Below are 15868 nucleotides of genomic sequence, written 5' to 3'. Positions count from 1 at the left end.
GTTCGAGTCCAGTCGATAAAAACCAGTTTGTCCCAATCGGGAATTAATTTTTGTCAGGGAGCGCTGGCGGTATGGGGCTGCATCGCAATTTCCGCGACCGCCACCCCCTGCTTCTGCAACAGCGCAAATAGATCCAGCATTCTTTGCACCGGCACATTGCGGTCGCTGGCGAGAGCCACCGCGCGCTCCGGCTCTGCCAACAGGGCCACTAACAGCGCCTGTTCAAACTCCGCCTGGTTGCTGAAACCGCGATCCCCAATTCCCCAAAGGTGCGGACCGCGGTTGGACAGAGAAATCGTGATCGGCTCCGAAGGCATGATTGCCGCAATGTGCTCACTGGCCGGCAAGTCCATGGGCAAGGAGGCCAACCGCATATTCGCGGTCAGTAACAGGAACACGAGTACGATAAAAATGATATCCAGTAGCGGAGTCAGGTCCGGGGCCAGATTGGCAAGGGAAAACTCCCGCTTGTTTGGCGGATTGATATTGATCACTGAGCCGGCACCGCGATATTTGCCGCCCCGCGCGCACAGGCGTCCGGCGTCTTGCAGCAAGGGTCCAGCCCTTCAAGCCACAGGTTGCCGCGGTTGAACAGGTGCTCCAGGTCAGCCACTACGCGATCGCTCCAGATCGCCAGCAGGTGCGCACCGGCGATGGCTGGAAGCGCAACAACCAGACCTGCGGCTGTCGTGCTAAGCGCCATCCCCAGCCCGTCCGCCAGCAGTGCCGGGGTTACGGGATCACTGCTGGCGGAGAGGCCGGCGAACATACCAATCAGCCCCAGTACCGTACCGAGCAGCCCCATCAGCGGGCTGATGACGCCAATCACCATCAAAAGGCGGAGACCACTGTGCAACTGGCGGCGCTGGTCCTGCAGCCATACCGCGGCAATTTCTTCGCGCTGCGGCTTGTTCACATTGCGATGTTGCAGCAGCAGTGCAGTGGCGTGACTCGCAAGAGCTCGCTCCTGCTCGCAGACTTTTGCCAACTGATCCAGCTCGGCTTCACCGGTGCAGTGCAGACGCTTGAAGGACCCGCTGATACCGCGGTGGCCAGTAGTTAGCAGAAGCCACAGGCGCTCCCCCAACAATGCCATTGCGATGGCAGACACCACCAGTAGTGGCCAGCCCATGGGGCCGAGCTGGGCGAAAAATTCAGGCCAGGTTTGATGCTCGAACATAATGCTCTCGTTCTTTTACTTCCTGCTGGGCAACTCGTTACAAAGAAAATCGAATGGGCAATCGCACACGGGAAAGCCGCGCGCGACCATTTTCCCGATAGGGCAAAAATTTCCAGGCTTCCACGGCTTTCAGCGCCGCCTCATCCAGACTTTCTACACCGGAAGATTGCAACAGGCGACGCACAACTTGTGCGCCGGTGCGGTCCAACTGCACTTCCACCACCACCGTGCCCTGCTGGCGCCGCTGTCGCGCCAACGCCGGATAGACTGGCGCACCTGGCGGACTGGCAAAGGCCGGGCGCTCCACCAGCACCGGTTCCTCGCCAACACTTTGCTGCTTAGCGGAAGCAGGTGCGCTGGATTGCTGGGTTGACTCGGAATCCGCAACGGTGTCCTGGATCGGTTCAGACATCGGTGCGGATATTGGTGAGGCAGCCGTTTGTTGCGGTGCTGACTTTTGCTCTCCGTGTTTCTTTTCGGCCAGCAACTTCTTTGCGCGCTTTTTCTCGAGCGGTTCGAGCGAAACTGACTTCACCGGTTTAACGGATGCTTCAACAGGATTCGTTTTTTCCACCGCATTCTTTTTCGCCTTCGCTTGCTCAACGGACTTCTGTAGCGGGGCCGCAGTGGCGAGCTTTACCTGGCCCAGCTTCAGCGCCACGACACCCGATGGCGCCGGCACTTCCCGCGCCGGCGTCGCCCACAGCAACCACCCGTGCAGTGCAAAGGACAGAATCGCCATGATGGCTATGCGCCATTTCACGACGAGCCCTCGTTTTTGCCTTCCATTTTGTGCTCCACGGCACTTGTTTGTTTTCCACGCCATTTGGCCTTTCAACCCCACCCCAATGGGCGGCCCGACTGGCCATCTGACTCAGCGAAGATTAGCAACCCCATGAATTTATATCAAACGATAATTGTTTGCATTTACATTAACAATAAGTGCAGCTATGCTTCAGCGCAACCGTGCCAACCGGCAACAAAAATGATCGGTGTTACGGCAATCCACTTGGGAACACATCTCGGGACGTATAGAAAGGGGGCACCGCCATGGGCCAGTTCAAGACTCCAAAAATCCATCCTCTCGCAGCGGCCGTGCTGGCAATGAGTGCCAGTGACGCAATGTCGCAGGTAACCGATGCTGAGAACGATAGTCAGCCGGTAATTCAATTCGGTGAAGTAGTGGTCGCCGCGGATCGCGACCCGGGCGCGAAAGAAAGAGATAAAAGCACCGTACTGGTGGAACGCGCACAGCTAGAAGAACAACAGCCTGAATCCATTGCCCAGGCCCTCAAATACGAGCCCAACATTGAAGTAGTGGGCGGCCCCCGATATTCAAACCAGGCCCCCAACATCCGTGGCCTGTCTGGCGTCCGTGTACTGCAGACCATCGACGGTGCCCGCCAGAACTGCAACTCCGGCCACCGTGGCACCTACCAGCTGGATACGGAACTACTGAAGCAGGTAGAAGTGAAAAAAGGCCCCGCCTCCAGTTTATGGGGCTCTGGCGCCGTCGGCGGTGTGGTGGCCATGTCCACCAAGAGCGCCTCAGACCTGCTGAAGAACGGCGACGCTGTCGGCGGCTACATGAAACAGGAACTGGGCACCAACGGTGACTCCACGGAAACTACCGCCGCTGTTTACGGCGTGGCCGGCGATTTCGATTACCTGCTTAACAGCTCCTTGTCCGAGCACGACAACGTGGAAATCGGTGGCGGGGAAGAACTGGAAAACAGTGCCAGTGAAAACACCGCCCTGCTTGCCCGCGGCAGCATAAAAATCAGCGACAACCAGCGCGTTGACCTCTCCTTCCGTCACAACAACCGCGAAGAAGGCGTACCGTCCAACCCCAATGCCAACGTCGGTACCAGCTCCCCGCTGGTAGAGCGCGATGTCACCGATCAGAACGTTACCGCCAACTACTGGATCCAGGCAGGAAAAAGCAAGCACACCGAGGGTGCCGCCAGCCACACAACGAAAGTGTCTATTTACCGCAACGACACCCAGTTCGACGAATTCCGCCCCACCCAGGGAGACGCGTCCCTCGGTACCCTGGGTCAAAACGACAACACCGAAGTCACCACCTCCGGTATCGCCCTGACTAACGCCACCGAAGGTCTCGGCGCCCAGTGGGTCTACGGCATCGACTGGTATCAGGACGACGTCACCACCGTGCGCGATGGCGACAACCGCCCGGAAAACCTGAATGCCGAGACGGACGTACTCGGTCTTTACGCACAGGCCGCCTTTACCTTCGGCGACCTGTTCACCCTGACGCCGGGTGCACGCTACGACCGTTATAAAGCCGAGAGCCAGCAACTGAGCGATTCCGCCCGTGAAGACACCGCGGTATCCCCGTCCATCGCCGCCTCCGTCAAAGCCGCCGAGTGGCTAAACCTGAGCGCCACTTACGCCAGAGCCTTTCGTGCACCGGGCGTGGAAGAGATGTACACCCAGGGCACGCACTATGCCTACGGCGACTTCAGTTTTATGGGGCTCGGTTTTCTTGCCAACACGTTTATCCCCAACCCGGATCTTGAAGCAGAAAAGGCGGCCAACACCGAGTTTCGCGCTGACTTTGCTTTCCGTGGTCTCGCCGATGCGAACGACCAGTTGACTGCCAGTGCGTCGATTTTCCGCAACAAAGTGGACAACTTTATCGAGCAGGTCGTGATCAACCCGCACCCCATGTTCGGCTTCCCCATGAACACCACCTACCTGAACGTGGACGAAGCGGAACTGAAAGGTTTCGAGCTGGGCGCCAACTACCTGGTGAACGACCTGGAAGTGTCTGCAAGCTACGGCCAGACCGAGGGTAAAGACCTCACCGACAATAGCTACCTGAGCAGTATCCCTGCGGACAAGTTCGTACTCGACCTGGGTTACTACTTCCTGCAACGCGACCTCAAGGCAGGACTGCGCACCTCCGCGCTCTCCGCCCAGAAGCAATTGCCCGAAGAAGTCACCGAGGAGTACAGCAGCTACACCCTGACAGACGCTTACGTGACCTGGGAGCCAGCAGCGGGAAGCCTGAACGGCGTAAAGCTGGGGCTTGCGCTGGATAACCTGACGGACGAAGAGTACCGCGTGGCCTTCCAGCAGCTGTATATGCCCGGCCGCAACATTAAACTGTCTGCAAGCTACCACTTCTGACATTCGCAACCATTACATCATTGGAATATTCGAAATGCAGCGACAGGTACAGGAATTACTCGCCAGTGAAGCCGGCTACACGCTGGAACAAATGGCGAAAAAACTCGATACCAGTGTGCGTGAAATTATTGCCAACCTGCCCTTGCACATGGCATCGCTCGCCGAGCGTGATGCCGTTTGGCAACTCATTGAAGAGCTATCCAACTGGGGCAAAGTTACCACCATCGTGCAAAACGAGGGCTCCGTGTTTGAATTCAAAGGCGAGTTTCCGAAAGGAAGCATTGCCCACGGCTACTACAACTTCATGCACCACAAAAACCCCTTCCACGGTCACCTTCTGGTGGATGGCATTACGGAAGTCGCCTTTGTGAGCAAGCCCCACCGCGGTTCTGAAAGCCACTCCATGGTCTTTCTCGCCCCCAGTGGCAACTGTGTCTTCAAAGTGTTTCTGGGCCGGGATAGCGAGCGTAAATTGATCCCGGAACAGGTAGAGCGGTTCAGGCAATTAAAACAGCAGCTGGCAGGTGCCGGCGCTGCACAATTTTGAGGGGAGAGTCAGAGATGACCGAAAAAAACGAACAACAAACTGTCCAGACAACAAACGATGGCGCCGACCTGGTAGCCGAGGTTCGGGACTTTATCGCCACCCGCAAACTGCTGAACCTCGCCACTCTCACAGAAGACGGCCTGCCTCACGCCAGTACCGCCCCCTTCCTCGCTGCCGATGGGAAATTCTATCTGTATATTTCCGAGCTGTCGGAGCACTGTGCCAACCTCAAGACAAACAGCAGAGCATCAGTGATTTTCAATGCGGATGAAGCAGACACCAAGCAGGCCTTTGCCCGCCTGCGTGTCACCTTCAACGTTGAAGCGTACAGCATCGAACGCGGCCTACCCCAGTGGCAAAAGCGTATCGATCAACTGCGTGAAAAATTCGGGCCGGTCATGGACCACCTGAAAGGGCTGGAAGACTTTCACCTGTTCGAACTCAAGCCCAGTGGCGGGCGCTACGTCAAAGGCTTTGGCCAAGCCTACGCCCTGGAGGGCATGGAAAAACAAGTGGCATTGCACCTGAAAGACGGCCACAGAGAGAAGAGCGACGCAGCCTAACGGCGCAATAAAACTGCAACGCTACTGCAATCGTCGTTTGTTACTTTGGTAATAAATAACCAAAGAGTAATAAACATGACTTCTCGACTAAGCCTGTTACTGCCCATCGCCCTGTTCTCTGCCTGTGCCGCCAACCCGGCCCAGCAGGACATCACAGCCACCGGCACCGTGATTGAAGTAAATGGCAAATACTTTTTGCAGGCGGAGGAAGACCGCTACCACCTGAACCGCATGCCACAGCTGAATTACGGCAGCTACCTCGGCCAGGAGCTGGTGATCGACGGAGAGATTCCCCGCTACTGCCACCAGGCCCAGCGGGACTCCCAGGTGAAGGTTCACGGTGGGGAAGAAATGTCCGACACGAATACCATTGGCTGGTCTGACTGCCTGACGGCGGACAAGGTGCGCCTGGTGACTGCAGATGGTGCCGAGCTAATCTACGATTGGCAGGAAATCGAACTTCGGGACTATTATTTCTAGTCTCATTTCTAGTCTCATATCTAGTCTCATTTCTAATCTTCCCTGCAGGGCAGATCGGCCTGAGAACCCCTATCCCGCCGTTGCCGGCAGCGCATATTTTTCGCTGCCGGCATCTGCCTCCACCCGATATGAATCCAGCTTGATGCAGATCAAGCCTGCCCCCTGACGAAAGACAACAATGGGACTATCGATTGTCCCTACCGTCAAGGAGGCGCCTAATGAATGGTATCTACCGGCAACTGTGCGATGACCACAAGCACATGCAGAACCTGCTGGATGTATTTGAGCTTTTGCTGCACGAGCTCGGTCAACAGGAGCGAGATCCCGCAACCCTCAGTATGATTCTGGACGCGCTGGATTATTTTTCTGTCTATCCGGATCAATGGCACCACCCGGTAGAGGACCTGGCATTCGAAAAATTACTAGGCAAGCCCGTGGATATCCGCGATGTGGTGGTAACAATCACAGCGGAGCACAAAGCGATTGCCGAAGCGACGCGTAAAATGAACCAACTTTTCTATGCGGTCGCCAATGACGCGGCAGTGGAAAGGCAACACTTGTTCAGTAGCGCGCAGGAGTATATTTCCCTGCAACGTGCGCATATGAAAAAAGAAAATGAAATCTTGCTGCCGCTGGTAAATCAGCACCTGACGGACAGCGACTGGAATGAGATCACCGACACCCTGGCTAAAAATAAAAGCAGTCATTTCCACCATGGCGTGAAACAGCTTTACCAGGCTATTTACCGGGATCTTGCTGAAGAGGAACTGGCGGCCGCCTGCTGAAGGAATCCCCGGCAGGCGCCTGAATCTGAGCGTTAACCGTTTTCGTAACTGCAGTGGGTACCGGCCAGTTCGCTCAGAGCAATAAGATCGAGAATGGTGACGACCCGCCCCTCGGCGCGGATAAGCGCCTGCTTTTGAAAACGGGACATCAGACGGCTGACGGTTTCCGCGGTCAGCCCCAGATAGTTGGCAATATCGATACGCTGCATGGAGAGCTTGAACTCACTGGCGGAGTATCCGCGTTGCGCATAGCGGCTGGAAATATTAATTAACAGTGCGGCCAGGCGGCTTTCTGCAGAGCGCTTCCCCAGCAGCAACAGCACGTCGTTATCCTGTTTCAGCTCTTCAGAAAAAATGTTGTACATCTGCTTCTGTAAAGCCGGCACCTGTTGCGCCAGGTTTTCCAGCTGGGTGAATGGCAGCACACACACGCTGCTTTCTTCCAGCGCCTCAGCATAACCCGGGTGCGAGCCACTGCTATAGGCATCAAGGCCGAGCAGCTCTCCTGGCAAGGCAAAGTGCGTTATCTGGGTATCGCCATCTGCTCCGATCACTGCCGACTTGAAGCTGCCGGAGCGAATCGCATAAAGGTTGGAAAAGGGGTCGCCCGCCCGGAACAGGGAATCGCCCGCTTTCAGGATTTTCTTCTTGCGTGTTACCTGCTCCAGACGCTGGATATCTTCCTCACTCAGCCCCACGGGCAGGCACAGTCTTTTGACTGAGCAATTTCCACAGTTTACGGCTGCTGAGGACTTGGACATTGTATTTTCCACTGCCAGGCTAAAAGTTCAGATGTGATAGTTCGAAGGCCGATCGTTCAGAGACCGGTTTACTCACGGACTTCCGTTGCGAGGCTATCGTGTTACCCGCATTTCCCGAAATTGTATCCCTATCGCCCGCTTAAAGCACACGGGAGTACTGGGCCGCGGACGCACCGAGGTGCAGGTGACGGTCAAACGCCGCCGCAATATTGCGTAGAAACCAGCGCCCACGATCCGTGACCACCAGGTTTTCCGGGGTCTCCAGCAATAGTCCATCAGCCTTCAACGGCTCCAGACGCAACAGATCCTCTGCGAAATACTTCGCAAAGGGGGCGCCCAAACGGCGCTCTGCCTCGCGCTTGTCTAGCCGGAGGTGACACATCAACTCCATGATCAGCCACTGTCGCTCGCGATCGTCACTGTCCATTTGCCAGCCACGCCAGATCGCCTCCCCGCGCTCAGCGATGGCGGTAGCGTACTCCTTCTGGCCGTGGTGGTTCTGCCAGTAGCCGTCGCGACTGTAACTGATGGCCGACGCCCCGAGCCCGACCAGCGCGTCTGCAGGCATCAGCGTATAGCCCTGGAAATTGCGCGCGAGATTGCCGCTTTCGGCCGCGCGAGACAAGGGATCCTCCGGGCGGGCGAAGTGATCCATGCCGAGAAAGCGATAGCCAGCCTCTGTCAGCCGCTTTGTCGCGGCGAGCTGCATATCGATCTTGGCCTGCGGCGGAGGAATCAGGTCCGAGCTGATCAGGCGCTGAGCCTTGAACCGGTGCGGCAGGTGCGCATAGTGATACAGTGCGATGCGGTCCGGCGCGAGCCCGACCACCGTGTCGATGGTGCGCTCAAGGCTCGCCACGTCCTGCCCGGGCAGCCCGTAAATAAGGTCGTAAGAAATGGAACCAAAGCCGCGCTCACGCGCCGCCTCGGTGAGCGCGCGCACCTGCTTCGGAGAACAAATCCGGTTGATCGCCCGCTGCACCTCCGGATTGAAGTCCTGAATGCCCATGCTCAGTCGATTGAAACCGAGCTCGCGCAGCGTATCCAGCGTTTCCAGTTCGAGAACCCGCGGATCCGCTTCCACGCTGTACTCCACATCATCGCCGGAACTCAACGCGAAGATTTCGCCGAGCCCCTTTACCAGCCGCGTCAGGTCGCCGTCATTCAGGTAGGTGGGCGTGCCGCCACCCAGGTGTAACTGGGTCACCGGTGCGCGGGCGGTTTTCTGCCGATACCACTGCGCCTCGCTGAGCACCCGATCCAGGTAACTTGACGCCAGCCCGTACTGCTGGGTAATGACCTTGTTGCAGGCGCAGAAATAGCAGAGCGAGCGACAGAACGGAATATGCACGTAGAGCGAGAGATTCTGGATATCTTGCAACGCATCCCACGGCTTGGGCTCTGAGCCTGCATCGCTGCCAGCCCGCGCAGCACCCAGGTCTTTGAAGCGATCTGCGGTCGGGTAGGAGGTATAACGCGGGCAGGGACCCGCATAGCGGGCGAGCAACTCCGGAGACAGCTCGCCGCCTGCGCTTGGGGGCAGTACGTTATTACTGGAGGAAGCATCGCGAGATGCGCTATTGCCGATGCTGATTGCAGCCATTGGGGAGAAACCTTGATCCAGAGAGGTCCAGCGGGAACGTTCGATCCCGCCAAGTTACTCGTTCTCAAGGCCCGCTCACCTGATCTGGATCAAGTGACGATCGGGTCAACGCCTGATTAGTCGCCTACCGGACGGCGGAACAGGTTTTGAATGGAGGAGAAATCCAGGACTTTGTTGATTGGGTCTCCACCGTGCAGCTGGTACAGGTTTTTCGCCAGCGCACCCAGCGGGGTGGAAGAAGCACTGCCGGCGGCCGTATCCATGGCAAGCCCGAGATCTTTCAGCATCAGTGCCACAGAAAAGCCGCCCTGATATTCCCGCGATGCAGGGACATTCTCCATAACGCCCGGGTACGGGTTGTACTTTTCCAGCGACCAGTTGCCGCCGGAGCTGGCGCGCATAATCTCTGACAACACACTGGGATCGAGCCCGTTGTCCACCCCCAACTGCAGGGCCTCGGCGGTGCCGATCATATGAATGGCGAGCAACATGTTGTTGCAGATTTTCGCCACCTGGCCGGAGCCCGCCGGGCCCGCGTGAAAAATATTCGCCCCCATGGCTTCCAGCACCGGCCGCGCCCGCTCCACAGCGCCATCTGATCCACCACACATAAAGGAAAGGGTGCCCGCTGCGGCGGCCGCGGTGCCTCCGGAAACCGGCGCATCCAGCGCCTCGATATCGCGCTCACTGGCGGCGGCGATAACCTGGCGGGCATCGTTGGCGGCGATGGTGGAGCAATCAATCAGCAGTGTCCCCGGTGTCATCGCCTGCAACAGGCCATGTACACCAAGGTACAGGGAACGCACTGCCTCGCCGCTGGGCAGCATGGATACCACCGCATCCGCGCCATCGATTGCAGCGTGTGCACTTTCCGCCTTGTGGCAGCCGCTGGCGACCGCGCTTTCCAGCATCGGTGCAGAAAGGTCGAAAGCGGTAACAGCGAAGCCTTTCTTTACCAGGTTGGCGGCCATGGGCCCGCCCATATTGCCGAGCCCAATAAATGCAATGTTCTTCATCAGAGCGTCCTTTTCGTGTGTGATTTATCGTTATTGTGTGTTCCCTGTGAGCGTCGTCACAAAATCGCCCCAGATAAACCCGTTACCTGCATGGGCTAACCGCCATGTTACTCAATTTACGCGCACAGGCCGACAACGCAATCGGGCGGATTCCACACTGACCCCGGTCGGGAATTTGTCACAGTTTTCCGCTACGCCCCTCTCGGGGAGGATGTGTGCTGTTCCCGCGCCGCCCTAGTCTGAAGCCTGTGGTGACAGCCCGTCGAATCCACAGCAGTATCTTGACGATCGACTAATAAATCCAATAAATATAACGGTACATAGCGATGAAGAATCCTCCCTGCGGCGGCCGCCTCCGGCTGTCCGTTATTCCCTGCCTCATGCTTGCCTCTTTTTCCTCGACCGCCGCGACGGAGTGGTATTTCCGCGGCACCGCTAATGGCTGGAGCGCGGAAGCCATGACGCAGGTCAGCGCCAACACTTTCCGATCCTGCCAGAACTTCGCCAGTGGCGACGGCGGCGGTGGTCCGCGCTTCAAAATCGACCGCTATGGCGACTGGAGCGAAAGCTATCCCAACGCCGACTACAGCGTGAACGACAACCGAAATTACGAAATCACTTTTTCCAGCGACAGCCACAGCATTGCCATTAGCGAGGTTTCCAGCTGCGACGGCGAGGTCGGCTTCACAGCCAATTTCCCATCGCTCTATTTCCGCGGCACGCCCAACACCTGGAGCGCGACGGCCATGCAACTGGTGGCAGACAACACCTGGGAGCTGGCGATTGATTTCGACGGCGAGGCCGACCAGCGCTTCAAGCTTGACCTCTACGGCGACTGGAGCCAGAACTATGGTGACAACGGTGGTGACGGACTGCTCGACGCCGGTGGCGGCGATATCTATACCAGCGTCTCCGGTAGTCACCTGTTGCGGGTGAATGACAACGACTTTACCTATGTCCTGGTTAGCGACGGTGGCAGCAGTAGCGGCGGAAGCAGTAGTAGCAGTAGCGGAAGTAGCAGTGGGACCAGTAGTAGCGGAGGTAGCGGCGGCGACAGTTGGTATTTCCGCGGTACCGCCAACGGTTGGGCCGCAACTGAAATGGCCAGCAGTGATGGCAACAACTTCTGTACCGAACAGAGCTTTGGTAGTGGCGACGCCGGCGGCGGGCCGCGTTTCAAGATCGATCACTTCGCAGACTGGACAGAGAGCTACCCCGGTGCCGATTACACCGTAAATGCCAATACCGATTACGCAATCTGTTTTGATGCTGCCACACAGGCAATCACCGCCACCGCTCTCGGCGGTTCCTCCAGTAGCTCTTCCAGTAGTTCCTCCAGCAGCTCGTCTGGTGGCTCATCGTCGGGGAGCGGCAGCGATTTCCGTGCGGAGACTATTTACTTCGTACTGACGGCGCGCTTCTACGATGGTGACGCCAGCAACAATTACTACAACCGCGACCGCATCATGCCCGGCGACCCGCAGTGGCGAGGCGACTTCAAGGGCCTGATCCAGCAACTGGATTACATCAAGGACCTGGGCTTTACCGCCATCTGGGTAACCCCACCCGTGGAGAACCGCAGCGGTCTCGACTATCACGGCTACCACGCTTACGACTGGACCAGAGTCGACCCTCGCCTTGAATCGCCGGATGCGACGTATCAGGACTTTATCGACGCGGCGCACGCAAAAGGCATCAAGGTCATTCAGGACGTGGTGGTGAATCACTCCAGCCAGTACGGCATTCGCAACCAGGTATGGATCGACCACCTGCCCATCAAGTACTACGTCCCCCAGGGCAGTAGCCAGGGCATGATCAGCAACGATCCTTATTTCGGCCATCTGGGTGATTACCAAAGTGCGTTCCGCGACGACAACGACAATCCGGTAGCGCCGCAGTGGTTCCGCGACCGCCACAACTCTGATCCCGATGGTATCGAGCCACTCGTCGACCCCAAAACCGGTGTCACCGTACCGCTGGCCGGCTATGACCCCAACCGCTTCTTCGGAATCGACGCGCAGAATCTGGACCCGGCGTGGTATCACCTGGATGGCTTTATGTCCGGCGGCGACTGGGAAAACCCCACCGCACTGCAGCGTAAACACATGGCTGGTGACACCATCGATCTCGCCACCGGTAACCAGAACGTGAAGGATTACCTGAACAGCGCCATCAAGCAGTATCTGGATATGGGCGTTGACGGAATCCGCGTAGACACCGTCAAACACGTGGAGCGCGACGAACTACTGAGTTACGTGCATGAGTGGCAGGCGCACAAGCCGGGGCTATTCGTGTTCGGTGAGGCGCTGGTGAAGGGGCTCGGTTTCGGCTCGGAACTCGGCAATGATAACGCCTCTGCGGTGATCCGCCCCTGGTGGTACACCCGCACCGGCTCCGACCCGTCCAACCCGCAGGGGGATTCCGATTTCGCAATGATCGACTTCCCACTGTTTTCCACCTTCCGCGACAACGTCACCCGCGGCAGCTTCGGCGGCATCAAGGGTGCGCTGGATATGGACTGGACTTACGCCGATCCCACAGAGCTGGTGACCTTCTTCCAGAACCATGACGTGGGCCCGGATAACGACTTCAAGTACCGCTTCGGCGGCGCTGAGTCGGACGCGGCTATGACCTACAACCTGCTGTGGACCATTCGCGGTATTCCCACCCTCTACTACGGTGAGGAAATCATGTTCCAAGCCGGGCTACCGCAAGATATCCAATCGGCCAACGACACCGTCGACCAGACCGGGCGCGCCTACTACGGGCCGCACCTGGACAACCTCGCCGCCACCCAGAACCACAATCTGTACAAGCATATCCAGCGCCTGAACCAGATCCGTCACGCCATTCCCGCATTGCAGAAAGGCCAGATGGAAAAGGTCAATGAGTGGGGCGCAGGCATGAGCTTTGTGCGCAACCACAGCGCCGGCAATTCCTATGCGGTCGTTGGGCTTGCAGCCGGTGGTGACCAGGGCATCAGTGTGTCCGGCATTCCCAACGGCACCTATACCGATGCGGTCACTGGTGCACAAATTCAGGTAAATAGCGGCAATATCAACTTTACCGTTAAAGCCTATTCCGCCGGCATTTATGTATTAAACGGTGCCGGCAAGATCGGCAACGATGGGGCCTATTTACGTTAACGAATTGCGTTAACGACTTACGTTAGCAATACGTTAACAAGCAGGGCGCAGACCCGACCGCGCCCTTCCATCACATAAAAATAAAGAGAATAGAGCGATGAAAAAATTGATCGTTACCGCGCTGCTGCTATCCAGCGCGCACGCCAGTGCCGACTGGTATTTCCGCGGCACACCCAATAGCTGGTCCGCAGAGACGATGACGTCAGTCAGCAGCTCGCACTACAAAACCTGCCAACAATTTTCTGCAGGCGACGCCAGCGGCGGCCCCCGCTTCAAGATCGACCGCTTTGCCAATTGGCAGGAGGCATACCCGACTTCTGATTACACTGTCGGCGCAAACACAAATTACGAAATTCATTTTTACAGTGACAGTAAAACCATTCAGGTAAACGAGGTCGCAAGCTGTGATGGTGGCAACTCTGGCAACCCCACCAGCAACTTCCCCGGCCTGTCATTCCGCGGCACGCCCAACGGCTGGGGCGCGAGCGCAATGGCATTGGTGGCCGACAACACCTGGCAACTGCAGATCAACTTCGACGGCCAGGGCAACCAACGCTTCAAGGTGGATGTGTACGGCGACTGGAGCCAGAACTACGGCGACAACGATCCCTCCAGCAACAGCGGCGGCACCCTGGAACAGAGCGGTGGCGACATCTACACCAGTGTCACCGGGGACTATCTACTCACCGTGAACGACGCCAGCCTCAGCTACTCGCTGGAGCCCGTGGCGTGCGCGGAAAATTGTGGGGGCAGTGGTGGCAACGCGGAGACACTGGGGGCCATCTATGCACCGGCGGAAACCACCTTCTCCCTGTGGTCCCCGGATCACACCAATGTGCAACTGGTGCTGGATGGCCAAAGCTATCCAATGGGCAAAGTTGCCGATAGTAATGGACTCACCGACGTCTACTCGATCACCGTTAGCGGCGACTGGAAGTTAAAACCCTACTACTTTGTGGTGAACGGCATTGCCGTGCGCGACCCCTACGGCAAAATGGTGGAGCCGAATACCAACAATAATATTGTGATGGATCTCAGCAGTACCGATCTCACTGGCGGCTGGTCACCGCGCCCGCAATTAACCGCGCGCGAAGACGCGGTGATTTACGAGGTGCACGTCCGCGACTTTACCATCGCGCCTGAGTCGGGGATAAGCAGCGCCAAGCGCGGCAAGTTCCTCGGCATGGTGGAGAGCGGCTCCACCTTCAATGGTGTATCAACCGGTATCGACCATCTCAAGGAACTGGGCGTTACCCACGTACAACTCCTGCCCGTGTACGACTTTGGTTCCTGCCCGGACCCTGCCGACAACACCTGCTACAACTGGGGCTACGACCCACGCAACTACAGCATCCCCGAAGAGCGCTATTCGCAATCGCCCTACGATTACGAGAACCGCGTGCGCGAGTTCAAGCAGATGGTGGACGAATTCCACAAGGCGGGGCTGCGCGTGGTGATGGATGTGGTCTATAACCACACCTATTCCAAAGAGATGTTTGAGGCAATCACTACCAGTTATTACACCCCCACCGACCTGTCTGGCACCGGCAACAGTATCGATGCGAATGTACCGATGGTGAGTCGCATGATCCGCGACTCCCTGGAGTACTGGGTAGAGGAATACAACATCGACGGCTTCCGCTTCGACCTGATCGGGATTTTCGATTATGACGAAGTGGGAGAATGGGGCAGCTATCTGAACCAGCGATTCCCGGACAGAAACCTGCTGCTGTACGGAGAGCCCTGGAACGGGTATGCGTCGGATCCCCGGGAGCTCGAGCGGGTGCGCCTCGGCACCATCGGTCGAATTCATGAAGCGCGCGTGGGGGTATTCAATCCGAAATTCCGCGAGGCGATCAAGGGGCAGAACGACAATGGCGGATGCAACCCCGGTGACTGCTTTGCGTTTAATAACAACCCGGACACCTGGCGCATTGAAGTGGGCAGTCGCGGAGCCCTTCGCTACAGCAAAAATGCAGACACTCCCATCGACTCCTGGGATCCCATGTTCGCCATGGACCCGGAACAGAGCATCAATTACGTATCCGCCCACGACAACCTGACCCTGCGCGACAAGGTCCTGCAGTGGGCCGACCTGAACGGGGTAAGTCGGGATAGCGGCTACCTGCGACGTATCCAGATGTTTGCCAACGGTATTGTGCTAACCAGCCAGGGAATTCCGTTCCTGCACGGAGGTGTGGAGCTGATGCGCGACAAGCAGGAAGACCACAACAGCTACCAGTCGCCGGACTCGATCAACCAGTATTACTGGCAATGGAAAATCGACAACGCAGATGTGAACGACTACTACAAAGACGTAATCGCACTGCGGCGTGCGCACCCGGCTTTCCGTCTGACCAGCTGGGACGACATCAACCAGCACGTGACCAGTGATCGGCCACGCTACGGGGTGATCGTAAACCGTATCAATGGCGCCGCGGTGGGCGACAGCTGGAGCGACGTCATCGTGATTTACAACAGCGCAGACAACTTCAATTACACCCTTCCCAGTGGAGAGTGGAAAGTGGCGATGGAGAAATCCGACCCGGCTGCGGGTAACGGGCGTGTGGTCAGCGGCTCCGTAGTCGCTGAAGGCACCGCAGTCACGGTGCTCTATCGCGATTAACCAATTTG

13 protein-coding genes are annotated in these 15868 nt (G+C 57.5%); 7 read left to right on the top strand and 6 right to left on the bottom strand.

Going from position 1 to position 15868, the window contains the following annotated elements; genetic code table 11:
* Window positions 1–53: 53 nt before the first annotated feature.
* Genes LC059_RS11240 through LC059_RS18060 form a run of 3 tightly spaced genes read right to left on the bottom strand, consistent with a single transcriptional unit; the run spans window position 54 to window position 1943 of the window.
* Window positions 54–494, bottom strand: a complete 441-nt coding sequence (locus tag LC059_RS11240; RefSeq protein WP_226703945.1) for an ExbD/TolR family protein — start codon at window positions 492–494, stop codon at window positions 54–56.
* A complete protein-coding gene (locus tag LC059_RS11235) occupies window positions 491–1180 on the bottom strand; it encodes a MotA/TolQ/ExbB proton channel family protein (protein ID WP_226703944.1) in 690 nt (229 codons plus the stop codon). The genes LC059_RS11240 and LC059_RS11235 overlap by 4 nt, the downstream gene beginning before the upstream one ends.
* 37 nt (window positions 1181–1217) lie before the next feature.
* Complete coding sequence (locus tag LC059_RS18060) at window positions 1218–1943, bottom strand: energy transducer TonB (protein WP_226703943.1); 726 nt, start codon at window positions 1941–1943, stop codon at window positions 1218–1220.
* Between the two features lie 287 nt (window positions 1944–2230).
* On the opposite strand from LC059_RS18060, the gene LC059_RS11225 reads away from it, so the two are divergent.
* From LC059_RS11225 to LC059_RS11205, 5 genes are all read left to right on the top strand, one after another.
* Window positions 2231–4333, top strand: coding sequence for a TonB-dependent hemoglobin/transferrin/lactoferrin family receptor (locus LC059_RS11225; RefSeq protein ID WP_226703942.1), 2103 nt, complete (start codon window positions 2231–2233; stop codon window positions 4331–4333).
* A gap of 34 nt (window positions 4334–4367) precedes the next feature.
* Window positions 4368–4880 (top strand): heme utilization cystosolic carrier protein HutX, encoded by a 513-nt coding sequence (hutX, locus tag LC059_RS11220; protein WP_226703941.1) that lies wholly within the window; start codon window positions 4368–4370, stop codon window positions 4878–4880.
* A 14-nt stretch (window positions 4881–4894) separates the two neighbouring features.
* Entirely contained in the window at window positions 4895–5443 is a 549-nt protein-coding gene (locus LC059_RS11215; protein ID WP_226703940.1) for a HugZ family protein, read from the top strand.
* A gap of 75 nt (window positions 5444–5518) precedes the next feature.
* On the top strand, window positions 5519–5923 hold the full coding sequence (locus LC059_RS11210; RefSeq protein ID WP_226703939.1) for a hypothetical protein: 405 nt from the start codon (window positions 5519–5521) through the stop codon (window positions 5921–5923).
* A gap of 218 nt (window positions 5924–6141) precedes the next feature.
* Window positions 6142–6708 (top strand): hemerythrin domain-containing protein, encoded by a 567-nt coding sequence (locus LC059_RS11205; protein WP_226703938.1) that lies wholly within the window; start codon window positions 6142–6144, stop codon window positions 6706–6708.
* A gap of 32 nt (window positions 6709–6740) precedes the next feature.
* Here LC059_RS11205 and fnr read toward each other — a convergent pair whose 3' ends face one another.
* From fnr to mmsB, 3 genes are all read right to left on the bottom strand, one after another.
* Window positions 6741–7469, bottom strand: a complete 729-nt coding sequence (fnr, locus tag LC059_RS11200) for a fumarate/nitrate reduction transcriptional regulator Fnr (RefSeq protein ID WP_226703937.1) — start codon at window positions 7467–7469, stop codon at window positions 6741–6743.
* A 139-nt stretch (window positions 7470–7608) separates the two neighbouring features.
* Window positions 7609–9072, bottom strand: coding sequence for an oxygen-independent coproporphyrinogen III oxidase (gene hemN / locus LC059_RS11195; RefSeq protein ID WP_226703936.1), 1464 nt, complete (start codon window positions 9070–9072; stop codon window positions 7609–7611).
* Between the two features lie 116 nt (window positions 9073–9188).
* Window positions 9189–10088: a 3-hydroxyisobutyrate dehydrogenase gene (mmsB, locus tag LC059_RS11190; protein ID WP_226703935.1), complete on the bottom strand. Its 900-nt coding sequence runs from the start codon at window positions 10086–10088 to the stop codon at window positions 9189–9191.
* A 326-nt stretch (window positions 10089–10414) separates the two neighbouring features.
* Between mmsB and LC059_RS11185 the strand changes: the two genes are divergently transcribed.
* Both LC059_RS11185 and pulA read left to right on the top strand, forming a co-directional pair.
* Entirely contained in the window at window positions 10415–13234 is a 2820-nt protein-coding gene (locus tag LC059_RS11185) for an alpha-amylase family glycosyl hydrolase (RefSeq protein WP_226703934.1), read from the top strand.
* A 97-nt stretch (window positions 13235–13331) separates the two neighbouring features.
* Complete coding sequence (gene pulA / locus LC059_RS11180) at window positions 13332–15860, top strand: type I pullulanase (protein ID WP_226703933.1); 2529 nt, start codon at window positions 13332–13334, stop codon at window positions 15858–15860.
* The last annotated feature ends 8 nt before the right edge of the window (window positions 15861–15868 follow it).

Origin of the sequence: Microbulbifer elongatus, assembly GCF_020524885.1 — a bacterium.
Taxonomy (GTDB): Bacteria; Pseudomonadota; Gammaproteobacteria; order Pseudomonadales; family Cellvibrionaceae; genus Microbulbifer; species Microbulbifer elongatus_A.
Note: the sequence above shows the minus strand (reverse complement) of the source record. Positions and strands in the feature narration are given on the sequence as shown.

Coding starts and splice junctions, on each gene's coding strand:
- LC059_RS11235 (WP_226703944.1), bottom strand. CDS start 1,180: ATGTTCGAGCATCAAACCTGGCCTGAATTTTTCGCCCAGCTCGGCCCC.
- LC059_RS11225 (WP_226703942.1), top strand. CDS start 2,231: ATGGGCCAGTTCAAGACTCCAAAAATCCATCCTCTCGCAGCGGCCGTG.
- hutX (WP_226703941.1), top strand. CDS start 4,368: ATGCAGCGACAGGTACAGGAATTACTCGCCAGTGAAGCCGGCTACACG.
- LC059_RS11215 (WP_226703940.1), top strand. CDS start 4,895: ATGACCGAAAAAAACGAACAACAAACTGTCCAGACAACAAACGATGGC.
- LC059_RS11210 (WP_226703939.1), top strand. CDS start 5,519: ATGACTTCTCGACTAAGCCTGTTACTGCCCATCGCCCTGTTCTCTGCC.
- LC059_RS11205 (WP_226703938.1), top strand. CDS start 6,142: ATGAATGGTATCTACCGGCAACTGTGCGATGACCACAAGCACATGCAG.
- fnr (WP_226703937.1), bottom strand. CDS start 7,469: ATGTCCAAGTCCTCAGCAGCCGTAAACTGTGGAAATTGCTCAGTCAAA.
- hemN (WP_226703936.1), bottom strand. CDS start 9,072: ATGGCTGCAATCAGCATCGGCAATAGCGCATCTCGCGATGCTTCCTCC.
- mmsB (WP_226703935.1), bottom strand. CDS start 10,088: ATGAAGAACATTGCATTTATTGGGCTCGGCAATATGGGCGGGCCCATG.
- LC059_RS11185 (WP_226703934.1), top strand. CDS start 10,415: ATGAAGAATCCTCCCTGCGGCGGCCGCCTCCGGCTGTCCGTTATTCCC.
- pulA (WP_226703933.1), top strand. CDS start 13,332: ATGAAAAAATTGATCGTTACCGCGCTGCTGCTATCCAGCGCGCACGCC.